The 21,627-nt window shown below is 46.8% G+C and carries 19 protein-coding genes; 13 read left to right on the plus strand and 6 right to left on the minus strand.

What is annotated here, in order from left to right; translation table 11 throughout:
* Window positions 1-135: 135 nt before the first annotated feature.
* The 10 genes from OH458_RS07490 to OH458_RS07535 all read left to right on the plus strand — a co-directional run bounded on the left by OH458_RS07490 (window position 136) and on the right by OH458_RS07535 (window position 11,571).
* Window positions 136-831, plus strand: a complete 696-nt coding sequence (locus OH458_RS07490) for a GntR family transcriptional regulator (protein WP_038138162.1) — start codon at window positions 136-138, stop codon at window positions 829-831.
* Between the two features lie 11 nt (window positions 832-842).
* On the plus strand, window positions 843-1,739 hold the full coding sequence (gene prpB, locus OH458_RS07495) for a methylisocitrate lyase (protein ID WP_269977820.1): 897 nt from the start codon (window positions 843-845) through the stop codon (window positions 1,737-1,739).
* A 111-nt stretch (window positions 1,740-1,850) separates the two neighbouring features.
* A complete protein-coding gene (prpC, locus tag OH458_RS07500) occupies window positions 1,851-2,975 on the plus strand; it encodes a bifunctional 2-methylcitrate synthase/citrate synthase (RefSeq protein WP_269977821.1) in 1,125 nt (374 codons plus the stop codon).
* Between the two features lie 71 nt (window positions 2,976-3,046).
* The gene (gene acnD / locus OH458_RS07505; protein ID WP_269977822.1) at window positions 3,047-5,632 is read left to right on the plus strand and encodes a Fe/S-dependent 2-methylisocitrate dehydratase AcnD; all 2,586 of its coding nucleotides are present in this window, start codon (window positions 3,047-3,049) and stop codon (window positions 5,630-5,632) included.
* A gap of 19 nt (window positions 5,633-5,651) precedes the next feature.
* Entirely contained in the window at window positions 5,652-6,839 is a 1,188-nt protein-coding gene (gene prpF, locus OH458_RS07510; RefSeq protein ID WP_269977823.1) for a 2-methylaconitate cis-trans isomerase PrpF, read from the plus strand.
* A 48-nt stretch (window positions 6,840-6,887) separates the two neighbouring features.
* A complete protein-coding gene (locus OH458_RS07515) occupies window positions 6,888-8,771 on the plus strand; it encodes a propionyl-CoA synthetase (RefSeq protein WP_269977824.1) in 1,884 nt (627 codons plus the stop codon).
* Complete coding sequence (locus OH458_RS07520; protein ID WP_269977825.1) at window positions 8,761-8,997, plus strand: glutathione S-transferase N-terminal domain-containing protein; 237 nt, start codon at window positions 8,761-8,763, stop codon at window positions 8,995-8,997. Before OH458_RS07515 ends, OH458_RS07520 begins: the two co-directional genes overlap by 11 nt.
* 133 nt (window positions 8,998-9,130) lie before the next feature.
* The gene (locus tag OH458_RS07525) at window positions 9,131-9,505 is read left to right on the plus strand and encodes a VOC family protein (protein ID WP_269977826.1); all 375 of its coding nucleotides are present in this window, start codon (window positions 9,131-9,133) and stop codon (window positions 9,503-9,505) included.
* Window positions 9,506-9,656: 151 nt separating this feature from the next.
* Window positions 9,657-10,136, plus strand: a complete 480-nt coding sequence (locus OH458_RS07530) for a GNAT family N-acetyltransferase (protein ID WP_269977827.1) — start codon at window positions 9,657-9,659, stop codon at window positions 10,134-10,136.
* A gap of 7 nt (window positions 10,137-10,143) precedes the next feature.
* Window positions 10,144-11,571 carry a bifunctional NUDIX hydrolase/phosphatase PAP2 family protein gene (locus OH458_RS07535; RefSeq protein ID WP_269977828.1) on the plus strand — a complete coding sequence of 476 codons (1,428 nt, stop codon included), beginning with the start codon at window positions 10,144-10,146 and terminating at the stop codon, window positions 11,569-11,571.
* Window positions 11,572-11,591: 20 nt separating this feature from the next.
* Here OH458_RS07535 and OH458_RS07540 read toward each other — a convergent pair whose 3' ends face one another.
* Together OH458_RS07540 and OH458_RS07545 are read right to left on the minus strand one after the other, a co-directional pair.
* Window positions 11,592-13,229, minus strand: a complete 1,638-nt coding sequence (locus OH458_RS07540; RefSeq protein WP_269977829.1) for a methyl-accepting chemotaxis protein — start codon at window positions 13,227-13,229, stop codon at window positions 11,592-11,594.
* 147 nt (window positions 13,230-13,376) lie between these two features.
* Window positions 13,377-14,183: a Cof-type HAD-IIB family hydrolase gene (locus OH458_RS07545; protein ID WP_269977830.1), complete on the minus strand. Its 807-nt coding sequence runs from the start codon at window positions 14,181-14,183 to the stop codon at window positions 13,377-13,379.
* A gap of 147 nt (window positions 14,184-14,330) precedes the next feature.
* Between OH458_RS07545 and queE the strand changes: the two genes are divergently transcribed.
* Together queE and queC are read left to right on the plus strand one after the other, a co-directional pair.
* The gene (queE, locus tag OH458_RS07550) at window positions 14,331-14,999 is read left to right on the plus strand and encodes a 7-carboxy-7-deazaguanine synthase QueE (RefSeq protein ID WP_269977831.1); all 669 of its coding nucleotides are present in this window, start codon (window positions 14,331-14,333) and stop codon (window positions 14,997-14,999) included.
* Between the two features lie 12 nt (window positions 15,000-15,011).
* Window positions 15,012-15,719, plus strand: a complete 708-nt coding sequence (queC, locus tag OH458_RS07555; RefSeq protein ID WP_269977832.1) for a 7-cyano-7-deazaguanine synthase QueC — start codon at window positions 15,012-15,014, stop codon at window positions 15,717-15,719.
* Here queC and OH458_RS07560 read toward each other — a convergent pair.
* The 4 genes from OH458_RS07560 to OH458_RS07575 form a co-directional block, all read right to left on the minus strand.
* A complete protein-coding gene (locus tag OH458_RS07560) occupies window positions 15,667-17,637 on the minus strand; it encodes a GGDEF domain-containing protein (RefSeq protein ID WP_269977833.1) in 1,971 nt (656 codons plus the stop codon). The genes queC and OH458_RS07560 overlap by 53 nt on opposite strands.
* A 138-nt stretch (window positions 17,638-17,775) precedes the next feature.
* A complete protein-coding gene (locus tag OH458_RS07565) occupies window positions 17,776-18,129 on the minus strand; it encodes a DUF2750 domain-containing protein (protein WP_038138125.1) in 354 nt (117 codons plus the stop codon).
* An 88-nt stretch (window positions 18,130-18,217) separates the two neighbouring features.
* On the minus strand, window positions 18,218-18,829 hold the full coding sequence (locus OH458_RS07570; protein ID WP_038138123.1) for an OmpA family protein: 612 nt from the start codon (window positions 18,827-18,829) through the stop codon (window positions 18,218-18,220).
* Window position 18,830: 1 nt separating this feature from the next.
* Complete coding sequence (locus tag OH458_RS07575) at window positions 18,831-20,135, minus strand: TolC family outer membrane protein (protein WP_038138120.1); 1,305 nt, start codon at window positions 20,133-20,135, stop codon at window positions 18,831-18,833.
* A 415-nt stretch (window positions 20,136-20,550) separates the two neighbouring features.
* Here OH458_RS07575 and OH458_RS07580 point away from each other — a divergent pair.
* A partial coding sequence (locus OH458_RS07580) for an Ig-like domain-containing protein (RefSeq protein ID WP_269977834.1) occupies window positions 20,551-21,627 on the plus strand: 1,077 nt, incomplete at its 3' end.

Raw genomic sequence — 21,627 nt, forward strand, 5'->3', positions numbered from 1 at the left:
CGATAGTCAAAGTTGGCTAAGACCTTAGTCTAAATTGTCGACAATCTTCTTGATTGTCGACAATCTTATAGTCTATTTTATATTCAAGTTAAGAAATTGTTGACACATTGCTAAAGTGTCTCATCGAGTTTGAGTATGAATGTAGAGCTAAAACCACACCACAAATCGGTCACGGGTGATAAAGAAAACACCAAGTCTGAATCGCTTACCGAATCCTTGGTTGAGGCGATTGTCAATGGTGACATCGAGCCCGGAAGTAAGATCTCAGAGCCAGAGCTGGCAAAGCGTTACCAAGTGAGTCGTGGGCCGCTTCGAGAAGCCATTATGCGCTTGGAAGGACTCGGGCTGATCGAGCGAATTCCCCACGTAGGGGCGCGCGTGATCACCTTGTCGCCAGAGAAGTTGATTGAGCTATACGCTGTTCGAGAAGCACTTGAAGGCATGGCGGCTCGATTGGCGGCTCGTTATATCTCTCAAGAAGAACTGCTCAGTTTAGAAACCTTATTGTCGACCCATTCTCGACATATTGAAGAAGTCGAGGGATCGTCATATTTCCACCAGCATGGCGACTTTGATTTCCACTATCGAATCATTAAAGCCAGTCGAAACAGCAAGCTTATCGGTTTGCTCTGCAATGAGCTTTATCACTTGCTGAGAATGTATCGTTACCAATCGCCAAGAGCTCAATCAAGACCGGTTGAGGCATTAAACGAACATAAATTTATTCTTCAAGCGATACGTAATCGCGATGAGGAACTCGCTGAAATGTTAATGCGTCGCCATATTTCAGGCAGTCGCAAGTTAATTGAACAACAAATACTAACGGACTAGAGGATAACGTCATGAGTTTATCTCCGGGGGCGAAGTTTAGACTCGCTGTAGAGCAAAATGATCCACTGCAAATTGTTGGCACCATCAACCCTTACTGCGCCATGATGGCAAAGAACCTAGGTCATCAAGCGATCTATCTTTCTGGTGGTGGTATTGCCAATGCGTCTTACGGTTTGCCGGATCTCGGTATCACAACGCTAAACGATGTGCTGGTTGATGTAGACCGAATCACCAATGCGTGTGATTTGCCGTTACTTGTCGACATCGACACCGGTTTTGGCGGCGCATTCAATATTGCTCGTACCATTAAAACGATGGAAAAAGCAGGCGCTGCAGCGGTGCATATGGAAGATCAAGTGGCGCAAAAGCGCTGCGGTCACAGACCCAATAAAGCCATTGTTAGCCAACAAGAGATGGTGGACCGAGTCAAAGCGGCGGTTGATGCACGTAATGATGAAAGCTTTGTGATTATGGCGCGAACCGATGCATTGGCAGTAGAAGGGATGGATAGCGCCATTGAGCGAGCCATCGCGTGTGTTGAAGCGGGCGCCGACATGATTTTCCCAGAAGCAATGATCGAACTTGAACAATACCAGCAGTTCTCGACGGCGTTGTCTGAAGCAACGGGCAAGCATGTGCCTATCTTGGCGAACATCACTGAATTTGGTCAAACCCCTCTTTACGGCGGAGAAGAGCTGGCGAAATCCAATGTTGATATGGTGCTTTACCCACTGAGTGCATTCCGAGCGATGAACAAAGCAGCGGAGATGGTCTACAAGCATTTGCTCGAGGTGGGTAACCAAGAGGCCTTACTTAATTCGATGCAAACAAGAAAAGAGCTATATCAGCACCTTAACTACCACGATTACGAAGATAAGCTCGACCAGCTTTTCTCTGAAGGAAAATAATCCCAAGCGGAAGTCCAAGAAAACGCTAATAACTTAATCCAACAACGTGAAACGCCTGATAAAAATCACCCCATCCAAGAGGGGAATCTCAGGCAGAAAAGGAGTTCTATCATGCCTAATGAACTAGGTGGAGCAGGCCTACGTGGTCAAAGCGCTGGAAGCACAGCTTTATGTACTGTCGGGAAAACGGGGACAGGTTTAACCTACCGAGGTTATGACATTACCGATCTGGCTAACAACGCCCAGTTTGAAGAAGTAGCGCATTTACTGTTGCGTGGCCACTTACCGAATCAACAAGAGCTTGATGCCTACAAGACTCGTTTGCTCAGCTTAAGAGGGCTACCCCAAGCGCTGAAAGACGCATTGGAGCTGATTCCGGCGCAAGCACACCCAATGGATGTGATGCGAACAGGGTGTTCTGTGCTGGGTAACTTGGAGCAAGAGCAAGACTTCTCGCAACAACTTGATGCCACAGAACGCATGCTAGCGTTATTTCCAGCGATCATCTGTTACTGGTACCGCTTTAGCCATGACGGCGTTCGCATCGATACCGAAGATCAATCGCAAGACTGCTTAGGCGGTTACTTCTTAAAGATGCTCACGGACAAAGCGCCGAGCGAGCTACATAAACAGGTCATGCACTGTTCACTGATCTTATACGCAGAGCATGAATTTAATGCGTCAACATTCGCTGCCCGAGTATGTGCCTCAACCCTGTCAGATATCCACTCATGTGTGACGGGAGCCATAGGGACTTTGCGCGGTCCTCTTCATGGCGGCGCCAATGAAGCTGCGATGGAAATGATTGAAAACTGGATGACGCCAGAAGAGGCGGAAGCCAATATCATGAAGATGCTTGCTAACAAAGATAAGATTATGGGTTTTGGTCATGCGATTTACCGCGAAAGCGACCCGCGTAATGCACTGATCAAACGTTGGTCAAAAGAGTTGTCTCAAGCGGTGGGCGATACTCATCTTTACGCAGTCTCGGAGCGGGTGGAATTAGTGATGAAGCGCGAAAAGGGACTATTCTGTAATGCGGATTTCTTCCACGCATCGGCCTATCACTTTATGGATATTCCAACCAAGTTGTTTACGCCAATTTTTGTCATGAGTCGACTGACCGGATGGGCTGCGCACGTCTATGAGCAACGTGCCAACAACCGAATTATCCGCCCAAGTGCCGATTACACAGGTCCAGATCATCAAGATTGGGTGCCAATCGACCAGCGTTAAAGACAGATGCGACCTCTCTTATCCAAGAGTCGATAAGAGAGGCGCCGCCCACATTGCATTGGAAGCATCACATGACTATAAACACGCAATACCGAAAGCCGCTAGAAGGTACGCAGCTCGATTATTTTGATGCGCGCGAAGCGGTAAATGATATTTCCCCAGGTGCTTACGACACCTTGCCATACACTTCCCGAGTACTGGCTGAGCAATTGGTTCGCCGCTGTGCCCCTGAGTCACTGAAAGATAGCCTTATACAAATCATTGAGCGAAAGCGTGATCTTGATTTTCCTTGGTACCCTGCGCGAGTGGTGTGTCACGACATTTTAGGTCAAACCGCGTTGGTGGATTTGGCTGGTCTGCGCGATGCGATTGCAGAGCAGGGCGGTGATCCATCTAAAGTGAACCCAGTGGTCGAGACACAGCTGATCGTCGATCATTCACTTGCTGTTGAGCATGCTGGCTTTGAACCGGACGCGTTCGAGAAAAACCGCGCTATAGAAGAAAGACGCAACGAAGACCGTTTTCACTTTATTGAGTGGTGTAAAACCGCGTTTGAAAATGTCAGCGTGATACCAGCTGGCAACGGCATCATGCACCAAATCAACTTGGAGAAAATGTCGCCCGTCGTTCAAGCGAAACAAGGCATTGCTTATCCAGATACTTGTGTCGGCACAGATAGCCACACCCCCCATGTTGATGCGCTCGGCGTCATTGCTATCGGTGTCGGTGGACTAGAAGCGGAAACCGTCATGCTTGGTCGCCCGTCGATGATGAGGCTGCCGGATATTGTCGGTGTTCACTTAACTGGAAAGCGCCAACCGGGCATCACCGCGACAGACATCGTCTTGGCGATTACTGAGTTCCTACGCCAAGAGCGGGTGGTTTCCTCTTACTTGGAATTTTATGGCGAGGGCGCTCGAGACCTGACTATTGGAGACCGCGCGACTATTTCCAATATGACACCGGAATATGGTGCGACGGCGGGTATGTTCTACATTGATGAGCAGACCATCAACTACTTAAAACTCACTGGGCGAGACGAACAGCAAGTCGCGCTTGTTGAGCAATACGCCAAACAGACCGGTTTGTGGGCCGATGATTTAGAAAGTGCTCAGTATGAACGTGTGCTTGAGTTTGACTTGTCGTCAGTCACCCGCAACATGGCTGGGCCATCCAACCCTCATCGTCGTTTACCAACGTCAGAGCTGCAAGCACGCGGTATTTCCGGTGAGTGGCAAGAAAAACAAGGCGAACTGCCAGATGGTGCGGTGATCATCGCAGCCATTACCTCATGCACCAACACCAGCAATCCACGCAATGTTGTGGCGGCGGGCTTAGTGGCGAAAAAAGCCAATGAACTCGGTTTGGTTCGTAAACCTTGGGTCAAATCATCGTTTGCCCCAGGTTCAAAAGTCGCCAAGTTGTATCTTGAAGAGGCAGGCTTGTTGCCAGAACTCGAGAAGCTAGGCTTCGGTATTGTTGCTTATGCTTGTACAACCTGTAACGGTATGAGCGGCGCGTTAGACCCGAAAATTCAACAAGAAATCATCGACAGAGATCTGTACTCGACTGCGGTTCTTTCGGGCAACCGCAACTTTGATGGTCGAATCCACCCTTATGCCAAACAAGCGTTTTTAGCTTCTCCGCCTTTAGTGGTGGCCTACGCGTTGGCAGGAACGATTCGATTTGATATTGAGCGCGATGCACTTGGGCATGATGCTACTGGCAACCCCATCTATCTTAATGATCTCTGGCCCAGTGACGAAGAGATCGATGCGGTGGTTGGCAAGCACGTTAAGCCTGAACAGTTCAAGCAAGTCTATATTCAGATGTTTAAGCTTGACGAAAGTGAACGCAGTCAAAGCCCACTTTACGAATGGCGTCCAAAGAGTACGTACATTCGCCGTCCACCTTATTGGGAAGGCGCGCTTGCGGGTGAGCGTTCCTTATCTGGAATGCGACCATTAGCGGTATTAGGTGACAACATCACTACTGATCACCTTTCTCCGTCAAACGCGATCTTAGCCAGTAGCGCAGCGGGTGAGTACCTAGCAAGTATGGGCGTCCCTGAAGAAGATTTTAACTCTTACGCGACGCATCGCGGCGATCACTTAACGGCGCAGCGCGCAACGTTTGCTAACCCGAAACTGTTCAATGAGATGGTGAAACAGGACGGTGAAGTTGTGCAAGGCTCTCTTGCTCGAGTCGAGCCCGAAGGCGAAGTGACCCGAATGTGGGAAGCGATCGAAACTTACATGAACCGCAAACAGCCACTGATCGTTGTTGCTGGAGCGGATTATGGACAAGGTTCATCGCGTGACTGGGCAGCCAAAGGCGTCAGACTCGCAGGGGTTGAAGCGATCGTTGCCGAAGGGTTTGAACGTATCCACCGAACCAATTTGGTTGGCATGGGGGTACTACCGCTGCAATTTAAATCGGGCGTCAACCGTAAAACGCTTGAACTAGATGGCAGCGAAACTTACGACGTGTTAGGTGATATCCAACCCGGTACCGATTTAGCGTTAGTAATTACTCGCGCAAACGGCGAACGTGTCGATGTGCCAGTGACATGCCGTTTGGACACGGCAGATGAAGTCTCTGTGTATCAGGCTGGTGGCGTATTACAGCGCTTTGCTCAAGACTTTTTAGCTCAATAACGGCTTGGGAGGCGACGAAATGAATAGATCGACACCAAGCCAAATCAAAGTGCCAGCAACCTACATGCGTGGCGGCACGAGCAAAGGCGTCTTTTTTAACTTGGCTGACTTGCCGATTGAGGCTCAACAGCCCGGAAAACTGAGAGATGACTTGCTGCTGCGCGTGATAGGTAGCCCAGATCCCTATGCGAAGCAGATTGATGGTATGGGCGGGGCGACCTCTAGCACCAGTAAAACGGTGATTGTCAGTAAGAGTGCAACACCAGGCCATGATGTAGATTACCTGTTCGGACAGGTTTCGATTGATAAGCCGTTTGTCGATTGGAGTGGCAACTGCGGCAATCTGTCTGCTGCTGTCGGGCCATTTGCCATTCATGCAGGGCTTATTGAACCTGAGCGACTACCAGACAATGGCATTGCTGAGATCCGTATTTGGCAGGTAAACATCCAGAAAACCATTATTGCTCATGTGCCAATTGTGAATGGGTTGGTTCAAGAAACGGGTGACTTCGAACTTGATGGCGTGACCTTTCCCGCGGCGGAAATTCAGGTGGACTTTGTCAAACCTGCGGACGGTGAGGGCAGTATGTTTCCAACTGGCAATATCACCGATGAGTTTGATGTCCCGGGGATTGGGGCATTCAAGGCCACGTTTATAAGCGCTGGTATCCCGACCATTTTTATTGACGCAGAAGCCCTTGGTTATAGCGGAGCCGAGCTTCAAGATGATATCAACAATGACGTAGATGCCTTAGCTAAGTTTGAAACTATTCGAGCTCATGGCGCGTTAAAAATGGGCTTGATTGGTACGCTCGAAGAAGCTGAAAGTCGCCAACATACCCCTAAAATTGCGTTTGTTTCACCGCCAAAAACCTATCTTGCGTCTAGCGGTAGTGAAGTGAATTCAGGTGAGGTGGACGTGTTGGTTCGTGCTCTTTCTATGGGCAAGCTACATCACGCGATGATGGGAACGGCCGCTGTTGCGATTGCATCCGCCGCCTGCGTTCCCGGTACGGTGGTCAACCTTGCTGCTGGAGGCGGAGAAAAGCAGTCTGTGACATTTGGACATCCTTCGGGGACGTTGAAGGTGGGAGCGGCTGCGACACAAACTGAGTCAGGTTGGGTGGTCGACAAAGCCACAATGAGTCGAAGTGCTCGTATTATCATGGAGGGCTTTGTGCGTGTTCCCTCCACTATTTTTGAATAATTCACTTGCTGTAAAAGTGCAATGTCAGGACATACTGGAGGAAGCAATATGTCTGCATATCAACAACAATATCAATGGGCGCAAAACGAGCCGGAACAGTTTTGGCAAGCTCAAGCTCAACACATCGACTGGTTTGAGAAGCCGAGCACCATCTTAAACACCGATGAAAATGGTATCGAGCGCTGGTTTCCAGATGGCTTGCTCAATACCTGCTGGTTGGCTCTGGACTATCATTGTGAGCAAGGACGGGGCGACAATACCGCGTTAATCTATGATTCACCGGTTACTGGTCAGAAGATTCGATACAGCTACCATGAAATGCGCGATCAAGTGGCGAAAATAGCCGGCATGTTGGCAGCGCAAGGTGTCGAAAAAGGTGATCGCGTGGTTATCTATATGCCAATGATTCCTGAAGCGGCGATGGCGATGTTGGCTTGCGCGCGATTGGGCGCGATTCACTCTGTTGTCTTTGGCGGGTTTGCTCCGAATGAGTTGGCGGTACGTATCGAAGACGCAGAGCCTAAAGTTATCATGACGGCCTCTTGTGGTATCGAAGTCAATAAAGTGATCCCCTATAAGCCAATGGTGGATAAAGCGATTATGGATAGCCGCTGGAAGCCAGAAAGCGTATTTGTCCTTCAGCGTCCTCAACTAAAAGCTGAACTAGGAAGCGAGCGCGACATTGACTGGCAGCAAGCCTATCAAAATGCGCTGCCTCATGCCTGTGTACCAGTGCTTTCGACAGATCCTCTTTACATTCTCTATACCTCTGGCACCACGGGTAAACCGAAAGGCGTTGTTCGAGACAATGGCGGCCATGCGGTTGCAATGAAATATTCGATGAGTGCTATCTACAATATGCCGCAAGATGGCGTGTTCTGGGCAGCATCGGATGTCGGTTGGGTTGTTGGTCACTCATACATTGTTTATGCGCCGTTGATTCATGGCTGCACTACCATTTTATTTGAGGGCAAACCAGTAAGAACGCCAGATCCAGGCGCGTTCTGGAGAGTGTGTGAAGAATACAACGTGGACGTGCTCTTTTCTGCGCCGACGGCTTTTCGTGCGATTAAGAAAGAAGATCCAGAGGGTAAGTTCCTTGAGCAGTACGATCTAACGGCACTTAAAACCATTTTTATGGCAGGCGAACGACTCGATCCACCAACCTTAGAGTGGGTAGAGTCCAAATCGCACAAACCGGTTGTGGATCACTGGTGGCAAACAGAGACAGGTTGGGCTATCGCAGGAAATCCGACAGGGATTGAATCTATGCCTGTCAAAGCAGGTTCGGCAACCAAACCCATTCCTGGATACCAAGTGGAAATTCTCAATGAGCTAGGTGAAGCTTGCGCGCCAAACCAACAAGGCTTTGTGGCTCTTAAACGGCCATTGCCACCGAGTTGCTTGCCGACAGTATGGCGTAACCACGACCGATTTGAATCAGGTTATCTAAGCCAGTTCCCGGGCTATTATGTGTCGGGTGACGGTGGTTATCTCGATGATGATGGTTATCTGTTCATTATGGGGCGGATTGACGATGTGATTAATGTCGCTGGCCATCGTCTGTCAACCGGAGAGATGGAAGAGATTGTTGGTGGTCACCCTGCGATTGCTGAGTGTGCGGTTGTTGGCGTTCACGATGAGCTAAAAGGGCAGCTGCCGCTTGGGTTTGTGGTCTTGAAAGATGGTGTGAAAGTGGACGATCTTCAACTTGAGGGAGAGCTTGTTGGAAAAGTGCGTGACGAGATCGGCGCGGTAGCCTGTTTCAAACATGCACTTGTGGTCGAACGGCTACCTAAAACACGCTCGGGTAAAATTCTGCGTCGTACCATTCGCCAAATTGCAGATGGAGAGCAATACACGGTTCCTTCAACAATCGATGATCCAACCAGCTTGGATGAAATTTCCAAAGCGCTGTACAGTGAATCATAGTCAAATAACCTTATACAGCGCCCGTGGCTCCAATAGCTCCCAGCGAGTGGAGTGGGCGCTGAACTATAAAAATATCGATTTTCAACGAGTGGATGTTCTCTCTGAAGAGCTCACTTCATCCTACCTTGAGATTAATCCATTCGGTATATATGAGATAGACCTCTACACTGAACACTTGCAATACCTTCGTTCTCACTCGTCGATTGCTGATGCTGAACCACTTTAGGCATTTGTAGGCAAGTGCGAGGAAGATTTGAATCGCAACATTGCCATCCAAGAGTTGGAACATGGTCGAAAATAGGCATCATGGCGATTGAGCAGTTTGCATAGAAAGTAGGTCAGTAGGAAGGGCAGTAGAAATGATATTGAATCATATTTCATTGGGTACTAATCACGTAGAGCGTGCGATTACGTTTTATGATTCGATACTCAAAACCTTGGGTGTGCACAGAGCACATACGATTGAAGGTGTGGCCGCAGCTTACGGAGAACAGTTTGAGTTCTGGATTGGTACGCCTTGTGATAGTCAACAAGCAACACATGGCTGCGGTACTCATGTTGCGTTCAATGCGCCAAGTCGTGAGGCGGTCGACGCTTTCTATCAAAGCGCCATCGAACTCGGTGCGCAGTGTCAGGGAAAGCCAGGGCTAAGACCAGAATATGGCGACACCTATTATGCGGCTTACGTAAAAGACTTGGATGGCAACAAGATTGAGGCGGTACATTTCTCATAATCCAACTGCGATTTATTAAATCCAAGTCGAGCGTCATAAACGAGAATAGACCCCGATTTCAACCGTGCCCTCTCGCATCAGAGGGCATTTTTGTTGATAATTTTCCGATAAATGCTCACACTGTCACTTTATTCGCTTCTCAAAAATATCTATGCAACGCCTATCAATAAGAGCTGCCAATCAAAACGACCTCGAACAACTCAACGAGCTTATGTATCTACTTCATGATGAGCATCATCAGCAATCTCCCGAGCTTTTCAAAACTGCAGACGATATTGAGCAAGAAAAGAGCATTGCGCGTTACCTTGATAATCCTGAATGCCTCGTGTTTGTCGCTGTTCAAGAGGCGAACATCGTTGGATTTATTACGGGTCACTTTTGTGAATTGGTATCAACAGTCAGCAAGCCCGTTCAAATGGGCAGTATTGATGAGCTGTATGTTGTGCAGTCGCAGCGTCAAAATGGCGTTGCACGGGCGCTGTGCCAAACCATTGAGAAGCGATTTGAGGAGTATGGGGTGAGAGAGATGTTTGTAGAGGTTTGGGATTTCAATCGCCCTGCGAACAGACTTTACCAAGAACTGGGTTTTGTAAACCACATCAATTGGCTTCGAAAACCTTTAGGAAGATAAAACTAGAATGAATAATCGTTTCAACGGGCTGAGTTACTTTTTTTTAATTATTTTAAGCGTTATGGCGTTCTCGTCGTATGCGCAGAGTGAAGTGGGCAACGTGAAAGGCGCGGCGTGTATTATTCGCGCTGACAACAAACTCGTGATGGTACACGAGATCATCACCAAAAAACTCTCCCTCCCCGCAGGTCGAGTTGAGCCTGGCGAAGATCCCGCGATCGCGGCTCAACGTGAAACATGGGAAGAGACAGGTCTGGTTGTAAAGGTTGACGGCGTATTAGGTCGCACTAAAGATGCGGTTTTTTATGACTGTGTGTCTGAATCTGACATTGTGTCTTTCCAGTTCAACAATATCTACGATGGCTATGAGCTACCAATATGGTTTGCTCCGCATTATGGTGTCGAGATCGCTTCAGCAATGCTTGTTAACCCAGACAATATTCCTGCGAGCGATTACCGCTATCCGGAGCAAATGGAGTGGGTATCGCAGTTAACCAAGAAGGCGACAGATCAATCGGTTGTGTATGTGGGGAACTTGGTTGAGGCAGCCCCCGGCTTTAACCAGATTGAATTGGCTTGGATGCTTAAATTCCAGCACCTTGTATTGTCTTTGCCACAGAGTATCAAGGAGATGGTGCGTGGCGTCATCATGAGTGGCAATATGCTGTCAGAGCCCTTCCTGCTGATCATTTTGCTGCCGCTGGTCTTTTTGCGATATGGCAGAGCGTTTACCTATAAGATCTTTTTTGCTGTTACGGTGACTTCTCTGATGAGTCTTGTCGCCCAGCAAGGCTTTGCGTTTCCAAGGCCGCACGTGTATCTCCCAGCCGTTGAGTTGGTGCAGACCTACGGTTACAGTTTTCCAAGCACGCCAGCCGCTATTTGGCTTTGTATTGGCGTTCTCATACTGAACGAAGAGAAGAAGCTCTCTTTGAATCCGACATCGTTGGGCTTTGCCGCGTTGATGGTTTGGTTAGGAATGGCTAAGTTCTACACCGGCTCTGCGTTTATGATCGATATCGTAAGTGGTGCTTTGCTCGGATTCTTGTGCGCTTGGCATATCATTCGCTTGGAAGGCAAACAGGAAGTCAACGCTATTGAATTACTTTCTTCGAAAGTAGTTTGGTTTATGCTTCTTGGAATTTGTACCGTGATGGGGCTATTCTGGCCAAGTCCAATTGTCGTCTATTGGTTGGCGATTATCGTTACGGTGTTGGCATTGATTTTTGGTTTGAAAGAGGGAGAAGGCGCCAGACAGAGTAGGACAGTCTATTTGTTGATCTTCGCTCTTTTGGCGGTCAACGTGGTTATCTCACTTGCGGCGAGCATGCTCTCCTTTAACACTATGCTTGCATTAAGCGTCGAGGCAGCAAGATACCCAGTGTTAATTCTGATGTTTGTTTTCGCTGTCGGGAAGTTCAAACAGGCTGCGTAGTGCAGCCTGATCTTGTTCAATTAACACTTAAATTGAGAAACCAGCTCATCCAAGCGTTGGCATTGCGCCCCGAGTGAATCCAATGAGCGCTCAGCAGTGTCAACCGTTGTCACCATGCTATTGCTGTTTTGGGCAATTTTCTGGATGTTTGCATTGAGATCTTCACTGACGGCATTTTGCTGCGCTGCTGCCGCTGCAATCTGAGCATTCATCTCATTCATTCTACTGATTGCAGACAGAATCTCATGGAGTGAGTGAGTCGCGCTACTCGCAGAGGCGATGGTCTCTTCACTGCTCGCTTTACTTGCTTGCATCACTTTTACGGCTTGTTCTGCACCGGTCTGAAGTCGTTCAATCATTGCCTGAATCTGACCAGTACTTTGCTGCGTGCGGCTTGCTAGAGATCGTACTTCATCAGCAACAACAGCGAAGCCTCTTCCTTGTTCACCCGCACGCGCCGCTTCGATCGCTGCATTCAATGCGAGCAAGTTCGTTTGTTCTGCAATTCCACAAATGACATCAAGTATTGACGCGATGTTTGCCACATCTTGATCAAGTGTGTGAATCACTGAGCTAGCGTTGTCTACGTCATCAGCCAGCCCTTGGATAGAGATAACCGTTGATTCCAATACTTGGTTCGTACTTTGAACTTCATCTACCGCGTTGCTGCTTGCTCCCGCAGCATCTGTCGCGTTGTCACTGACAGAAAGGCTTGTTGCTTGCATTTCATTGACCGCAGCCGCAACGAGTTCGCTTTCCTGTTGCTGCTGATTGGTTGATTCAGAAATCGACTGAGTTACGCTTGCCAAGTGAAGCATTTCACTACGAATGGATGCTGTGGTTTCAATAACTTGTTGGATTGTAGTTTGAATCTTAGTTGCGAAGAGGTTAAACGCTTCGCCAAGTTGACCGATCTCATCATTAGATTGGCTGACAATGCGTTGGCTTAAATCGCCGTCACCTGATGAAATCTCTCGCATCGCGCTGGTGATGTGCTCAATCGGTTTAACGATGACTCGAATCAGCAGCCAGCAGGTGACTACCGCGAGTATGATCACCAGTAGCGTGCCGATCCCCAAAGTCAGTTCAGCTTTTTGTTGGGCTAAGGTATTTTCTGTTTGTGTTTTTGCACGTGCTTCTTCAATAAGGTCTTTGACGACATTGAGCTGTTTGCGTACGGCAATAAACTGCTGTTCAAAGGTCTCTTTGTTTCTATCATATTGAAGTGACCAGTCCGCTCTAGGGAGAGTGATGAACTGCTCATAGCTTGCAAGCCAATCCTCGCCTAAGGAGACGAGCTTCTCGACTTCTCGCGCCGCTGATTTTGGCAGAAGGCCTAACTCGATGAGTGAGTTGGCATGTCTCATCCTTGGTAGCGCTTTGTAGGCGTTGTCTTTGTATTCAAATAGGTGATGCTCGACTTCGTCATTGGATGACGCAAGCACCAAACCTTGCACTGCAGAGGTCGCTTGATAAAGATCGCGATAAGCATCTTCAATCGTGAACAATGCAGGTAGATAATGTTGTTGGATGGAATCGGAAATCTTCGCTTGCTGCTGCGATGTCAGCACATTGAGCATAGAGCTAACGCTGAAAAGTAAGATGAGAAGAGAGAGCGGTAACACAATCTTCTTTTTGATAGATAAATTGGAAAACATAGTAATAGCCTGTAACAATAGGAACAGACTTTATACTAACAATGCCTTTAGCGTATGTCGTTTAAGGTTATGATTCTTAACAATAAAAATTTCTATCGTAAGGATAAAAGGCAATAAAATTTATCTTATTTATTGCCTTTTGGTTAATCAGTTGAGTACAAACTCTTCGATGACTTTAGCGACGCCATCTTCATTATTGCTGGTGGTTATGTAATCGGCGATTTGCTTGGTTTGTGGCATGGCATTACTCATTGCAACTCCAAGTCTCGCATACTGGATCATATGGTGATCGTTTTCCGCATCCCCAACACAAATCACTTCGCTTTGGTTAATACCGAGAAACTCTGCAATCGCACTGACACCGACACCTTTATTACTATCTAGGTTGAGAAACTCGAGAAAAAACGGCGCGCTTTGTACGATGGTAAACTCGTTATGCAAATGGGCAGGGATTTGCTCTATTGCACGAGTGAGCTTGGTCGGCTCGCCAACGATCATCGCTTTGATGATTGGATGGTCATCTGTAAGAGTGTCGAAGGCCATTTCTGTTACAGGTACGCCATTAATCGTCGATTCGATATCTGTGTATTCGTTTTGTCTGGGTGTGATCAGACCATGTTCGACAGAGAATGCGTGGCAATCTAACCCTAAACTCTCGGCGAGCTTAGCGACCTGTTTAGCTTGTCGACCGTCAATCGTTGCTTGGTGAATAACTTTTCCAGAGCCGATTTCTTGCACGACAGAGCCGTTGAAGTAAACAACAAATTCGCCTTGTTCAGTTAGCCCCAATTCACGCAATGAACCTTTCATTCCGTCAAGTGGTCTTCCTGATGCCAACACGACTTTTACGCCTTGTTTTCGAGCGGCTGCGATGGCGTCTTTTGTTTTACTACTGATGGTTTTGTCGCTGGTTAACAGTGTCCCATCCATATCAAGTGCGATCAGTTTATACATAACTTACCTAAAATAAATACATCAAAGAGTCGCAGGATAAAGGTTAGTAAAGTAATGATCAATTTATGAAGAGGTTGACCTTCTAACCTAGGTCATTTAAGGTCTCCGTCCTGCAAAATTTTGCGATTAAGTTAGACTGAGAGTAAGTTGTATAAAGTTAACGAGATGTTTGAAACCATTCAGGGGGAAGGGGTCTTTACAGGTGTCCCTTCTGTATTTGTTCGTCTTCAGGAATGTCCTGTGGGATGTGCTTGGTGTGATACCAAGCAAACGTGGGATGCGACACCACAAGATGAAACAAGCTTCTCTGAAATTATGAAAAAAACACAAGACTCGCCAACTTGGTGCCAATCATCAGCGCAAGGCATCGTAGACGAGTACCGTAATCAAGAGTATACCGCTAAACATATCGTGATTACGGGCGGAGAGCCTTGTATCTATGATTTAACACCGCTAACTGAAGCCTTCGAAGCGATTGGCTGCCAATGCCAAATTGAAACCAGTGGTACTTCTGAAGTACGAGCGACAGATAATACTTGGGTGACAGTGTCACCAAAGGTGGCGATGAAAGGAAAGCTGCCAGTTCTCGATTCCGCACTTGTTCGCGCCAATGAGATAAAGCATCCCGTCGCAACGCAAAAAGACATCGATCAACTCGATGTGCTGATCGAGCGCGCTAAGCTCCCAGATACCACTGTGGTTGCTTTGCAGCCGATCAGCCAGAAGCCAAGAGCCACTCAGCTCTGTATTGATGTATGTGTAAAGCGTAATTGGCGCTTATCCATTCAAACTCATAAATATCTCAGCATCGCGTAAAGGATAATCAAGATGAAAAAAGCAGTCGTCGTGTTTAGTGGGGGTCAGGACTCAACTACGTGTTTAGTTAAAGCGCTAAAAGAGTTTGATGAAGTTCATGCCATTACCTTTGATTATGGCCAACGTCATAAATTAGAAATTGAAGTGGCAGAGCAACTGGCAACCAAGCTGGGTGTGAAGGCGCACAAAGTAATGGATGTGGGTCTGCTCAATGAACTTGCGATCAGTTCTTTGACTCGCGATGACATCCCAGTTTCACACGAGTTGCAAGATAATGGATTACCAAACTCATTTGTTCCAGGACGCAACATCCTGTTTCTTACTTTAGCGGGTATCTACGCTTATCAAATTGGTGCAGATGCTGTGATTACAGGTGTATGTGAGACGGACTTTTCTGGCTACCCAGATTGCCGAGACGAGTTTGTCCGTTCGATGAACAATTCGTTGGTTCTCGGCATGGATAGAGCGTTTACTATTGAAACGCCGCTTATGTGGTTGAATAAGGCAGAAACATGGGCGCTAGCGGATCAGTATGACGCGTTGCAGCTCGTTCGTGAAAGCACTCTAACGTGCTACAACGGCATTGTGGGAGATGGTTGTGGAGATTGCCCTTCGTGTGATTTACGTAAGGCAGGTCTCAATGATTACCTATCCAACAAAGAGGCGACTATGTCTGAACTGGTGCGTAAGCAGAACTCTCAAGATAAATCGGCTCATTAAACGCGTCAATCGTTCGGTTCTTGCCCGTTTGTTTCACTTGATACAAGGCTTGATCCAAGATCGAATAGAGCTCATCAAAGTCAGACAATGGCTTTGATGTCGCCAGATACGCCATACTGGCAGTGACATTTAGCTTTTGGCGACTCTCAGATCGGAAATAGGCCGTCGATATTGAATCATGCAGTTGTTCAACTCTGTCGGCCACATCGAGCTCATCAACTTTTGTCATCACAACGACAAACTCTTCCCCTCCTAAACGACCAAATAGATCACGGGCAGTACATTGACTCTTGATCGCCTCTGCCACCTTTCTTAGCGCTTTATCGCCAGTTGGGTGGCCATACAGGTCATTGATCTGCTTGAAATCATCCAAATCAAGTAAGATTACAAGATGCTTTAAGCGAGAGTCACTGATTTTGGGTAGCAGCTTAATATCACGTATGGTCGATGCTCGATTTTTCGCTCCGGTCACCGCATCGAGCTCCGCAACGTTTAGCGCGCGCTTTCTCGAATAGGAAGAGAAGATCAACAAGCCAATAAGTGCAGCGCAGCCAGATGCAAAAATGTGGAATAACGACTTATATTCATTACGCTCGTCTGCGAGTTGCTCGTTTTTCTCCATCAGATCAGACTGCTGGAGCTGCTGGATGTATTCCCTTTGAGCAGTCCCCAAAGCTAGGTAGGCAGATTGATGCTGTTTGTCACGTTTACTGATTTCTGCGGTCACGTAAGCCTGGTGATATTGCAAGGCTTTTTGATACTGTTTTTGAGCCTCGGCAATATTAGATAGGCTTTTCAGCGCGTCCCCTTTGAGAGGAGCACTGCCAATGGCATCCGCAAGGCTTAGGGCATTGTTGGCGAAGTCCTCAGCTCGAATGTGCATGGATTGTTTTTGGTATGCTTCAGAAAGAGTGAGGTAGATATCGCCCCTAATTTGGTCATTTCCTTGAATAGAGGCGTTTTCCAATGCTTCAAGTAAGAATGCGTTGCCCACATCGTAACTCTGCAATGCAATGTTCGCTTTGCCTAGCCCCAAAAGCGCATAAGTTAGCCCATAAATATGGTTGTATTTTACTAACGTGCGTCGTGATTGTTCGAAATGATGGATGGCGGATTCATAGTCTTGCGCACTAAGTAAAATATCCCCCATGCTGTGATGGGTTTGCGCCAAAAGGAGTTCGCTTTTTGAGTCACTACGAAGTTTTAAAGCGATATTGGCGTACTCTTTTGCCAGTGGTAGGTTACCAAGGTTTTTGAGTAGCAAGGAAGCATCATTATATACACCTGATGGATCGACGTGGCTCGGTATGATGGCGAGATATTCTTGATAAGCCTTCAGTGCGCTCTGATAATTCCCTAAATACTCTTGGTTGTTTGCGATAACACGAAGCGCGAGATATTTCGGTAGTGTAGAGTGGCGGCTATCGTCCAAATGCGTGTTAAGTGAAGAGCAATAGAGTGCGGCCTTGTGGAACTGGCCCTGCCTGTTGAGTGAGCGACATAGGTGATATTCAAACAGTATTTTGCCATTGAGATTGTTGGTTTCCATCGCATGGCGCAAAAGGGTTAAGTAGCCTTGTTTCGCTGCTCCAAACTTCAAGTGCTCTTCACTGTTGAGAGCGGAAATGAATGTTTGCTCAAGACGAGAGTACTCCTCTTGATGAGAGATTTGATTTCCATGGTAAGGCTGGCCACGCAAGATCATGAATCCGTGAATTTTTGAGCTGACATACAGCTTCTCAATGCTTGGAGGAAGAGCATTGTAGCGATCCTGCAGCATTGCCAGCGCTCGCTGCTCATCGGATGCTAATACTTGATTGTAGGCTTGTTCCCAACTTGCAAGGTCATCTTGCGCAAGAGTCATGGGAGATAGCAGCAAAGTAACGAGTGTTAACCTAGAAAATAGACGTGTCATCATTATAGTTTTATTTAGATTTTGACGTCATTTTAGTACTGACCGTCATTAACGCACAATATGTGGTTATCGGAAGGTTGAGAAATTGCGAGGTAGGATCGTTTCGAATAAACGAAAGCGCCCGTTAGAGCGCTTTCGATGTTAGTTAAGGTAAAGCTTTGCTAGATCACTTGGCTCTAGCTCTTTGCCCTCAAGCGTTGCGTTCCAGTTAGTGCCAACCAAAACGCCATCTTCTGCAAGCGTTAGTAGCCAATCTTCAACAAAGATATCGAGAGGTATTTCTAAAACTTCGAAATCCGCCCACTCTTCAACATTGTGAGCCACGGCATCTTCTTTCGCAGACCAGAATGGCATAACTTCGCTATTCTCAAATTCAGTTGAGTCACACGATAGCCAACCTTCGTCGTTGCGTAATCCCCAAACCAGTTTGTTTTGTTTGCTTTCGGCAACGAAAAGATCAAGGTTTGCTTGAATGTCTGAAGTTAATTTACTCATGAGGTTATTCTCTTAATTGCAATCGGGGATAGGGTAGCACTGATGGAGGATAATCAAAAATAAAAAGGGAGCTTTACGCTCCCTTTGATTATTTCTCAATCTTGGTGAAGATGGTCCATTCTTCTTTTACCTGACCTTTGTGGCCAATGACGCTTGCAACAACCTTACGGTTTTGTGCGTGCGCTTGTTCATCGTCACCTTCTACAGATAAGTTAGTATCACCAAAACCAACGATAGTTACGCGGTCGGCGTCAAGTTGATAGTCCAAGAGCAAGTTCTCAACCGCTTCGGCTCTTCGCTTAGACAGCTCAAGGTTGTAATCAGGGCGACCTACTTTACTCGCATAACCTTGCAGCTCTACAGTCGTCGATGGGTACTCTTCTAGGAAGTCTGCCAGCTCACGAACCTGAGTCATAAAGATCGGTTGAACAACATCTGAGTCATTCGCAAATAGGATGTGGAGATCAATCTTTTCTGAGGTGTTGATATAAGTGCCACAACCGTCGTTATCGATTTCAGAACGAGCAGGTGTTTGTGGACATAAATCTCTAGCGTTGATCACGCCATCTTTGTCTTCGTCGAGCAGGTCATCAATTTGATTTGGTACAGGTGTCGCGATGTACTCGTACTCATCTTCTGCATAGGCAACACCAGTAGAAAAAACGGTTGCGAGTATTAGGGAGTGTACTAGTGTTTTCATATTAATATTCTACAGCCTCGTTCCATTCATCAGGAGTGTCCACACGCAGCGCTGACAACAAACCACCTGTCGCGTTCATGACTCGGTATTTAGCATACTGTTCATCATATTTTGCGTCCAAATAACCTTTACGCGCCTCAAACAATTCGTTCTCAGTGTTCAACAGATCCAATAGCGTACGTTTACCCAAACGGTATTGTTTTTCATAAGCGATAACAGTGTCCGATGCAGAATCTACATGGTCAGCTAGGAATTCTTTTTGTTGAACCGTTAAGTCTAAAGCACTCCACGACAAGCGTAAGCCTTCTTCTACTGTTCTAAAGGTGTAGTTGCGAAGGTCTTTAGCTTTGTTCAGTTGATACGCAGCACTGTCCGAACGATCTGAATCTGAGCCACCATTATAGAGGTTGTATCTCATACGAAGCATCGCAGAAAACTCTTCACTCGAGCCTTCGATGCCGCCTGCGTCTTCCCGCCAAGTTTGGTTCGCTTCAAATGACAAGGTCGGGTAGTTAACCCCTTTAGTTTGATCGAATTGAAATCTTGCTGAATCAACATCCGCTTGAGCGATTTTGATCACTGGGTGGTTGTTCATCGCATCTTCAAGAGCATCGTCGATGGTGAATGGAATCGCGTTTTGGTCTGCTCTAGGGAAGGTTAATCCTTGCGGTGCTTGACCGACAATGCGTTTAAACTGTGTATGAACGTCAAATAGGTTGTTTTGCGCCGCAAGCAGATTCCCGTGTGCCTTAGCTAAGCGAGCTTCAACTTGTGACATGTCGGCGGTAGAGCCAATGCCGGAGTCGACGCGTTTTTTGATATCCCGATAAATTTCTTTGTGAACCGCTAAGTTGCTTTCTGACAGCGCAAGCACTTCATAAGCTTTCGTCGCGTCGAGATAGATCTTAGTGACTTCTAGTGCAATGTCCTGTGCGTCAGCGAGCAATTGGTAACGAACAGACTCAGCGTCAGCGGCTGTACGATCCATGTCGTTTAGAGTCGCGTTTCCATCCCAAATAAGTTGGGTCAGAGTAATTGTTGCTTCTTTACGGGTTAATTCGTTTTCAGTGCCCGATGCAAGATCAACCTTTTCGTAGCCAATACCAGCGTCAAGGTCAATTTTAGGGAGATAAGCGCCGACTGAGGCTTCCGAGTCGTAGAATTTGCTCTGAAACTCATTATATGAAGCCTTAACCTTAGGGTTATTTGTTATTGTATACGCGACAGCCTGCTCCAACGTTTGGCTATGCGCAGGAAAGCTAAGTGCGACGGCGCAGCTTAGTACTTTCAACTTATTCCAATTCACTTCAACTCTCCTTAACAAGCTGTGATTCGCAGGATCTTACTCAATTTAAAGTCTCATTTTTGAGAAGGTCTCTACGTAAACGTCAATAAAGTAACACTAATCGATTCAGTTATCTAATAGAAACAACAATAAATGGCTTAAAAAACAGCGATGTTGATAATTTTGTGAGTGAGTTAGACGTATTCTTTTAACGTTAACTATACTTTATCTAAACTGATATAATTGAGATCTTTATCCAATAAATTTAGTGCAGGAATGCAACTTGTTTTTTATTGGTTACAGATGCAAAGCGAAAAATTAGTTTTGCTAGTTTATCAATAATGTTAATTTATATTGAATATCAATAGTAACATTGCCAATTTATTGTCGTTTTTAAACAAGACGATAGAGGTAGTAAAGGATTAGGGGCTCGTTTATGGGTTTTGGTGCATACGTGGCGTTAAGCAATCTAGCTAGTGGACAAATAGTTGTAATCGATACTAATGGTAACGTACGACTTCTTCTCGAGGGTGAAACTCCGAGACCAGGTGAGGTGGTGCTTAACAATGAAGAAGTGCTCTTTGACGGTGAGCCTCGAATCAATGCCGAATTGATCGGTGATGATGGTGTCGCGCAGGATATTACCAGTGAATTGGAAGATATCTTTGCAGCGTTAGAAGAAGGCCAGGATCCAACACAGTTGGGTGAAGAGTTTGCTACTGCAGCTGGTGGCCAAAGTGGATCCAGTCTGACCGCTTCAGGCACCGTTGCCCGTGACGGCACTGAAACCATTGCCTCTACCGAATTCGTCACTCAAGGTTTCGCATCGCTGGGTCTTTCTGAAACTCAGAGCCTTTCTTTACTTGAACAATTCCAAATTCTTCAACAGCCGCCTGTTTTTGTCGATGGGAATTCGACGCCCCTAGGCAACGACATACAAGTTTCAACAGACGAAGATACCCCAGTTTCAGGGCAGTTAATCGCAACTGATCCAGATGGAGACAACCTAACCTTTACGCAAACCCAGCCTCCTACAAATGGCACCGTTACTGTTAATCCAGACGGCTCTTGGACATACACACCTAACAATAACTTTGATGGCGGCGATAGCTTCCAAGTGACGGTTAGCGATGGAAATGGTGGTACTGATCAGATCACCGTCAATGTAGGGGTTAATCCTATCCCAGAGCTAAGTGTTAGTGGTGGTGGGGATGTTAATGAAGGTAATAACGCAGAATTTATTATTGATCTAGACAAACCGTCGAATCAAGACACGACAGTTAAATTAACCGTTGTAACGGGAAGCGCAGAAAGCGAAGACATAGGCGATATTACTGTTACCACGCCAAACGGAACGGTTTTGAACGTTAATCCTGATGGTACAGTAACAATCCCTGCTGGTGAAACGTCAATTATTGTATCCATTAGTACCATTGATGACTCAGTCTTCGAAGGTGATGAAGATTTCAACCTAGTCGTTGAGCCGGTTGATGGCTTGATTGGCAGTGCGACC

This window comes from Vibrio sp. MarTm2 (assembly GCF_027587055.1).
Taxonomy (GTDB): Bacteria; Pseudomonadota; Gammaproteobacteria; order Enterobacterales; family Vibrionaceae; genus Vibrio; species Vibrio sinaloensis_D.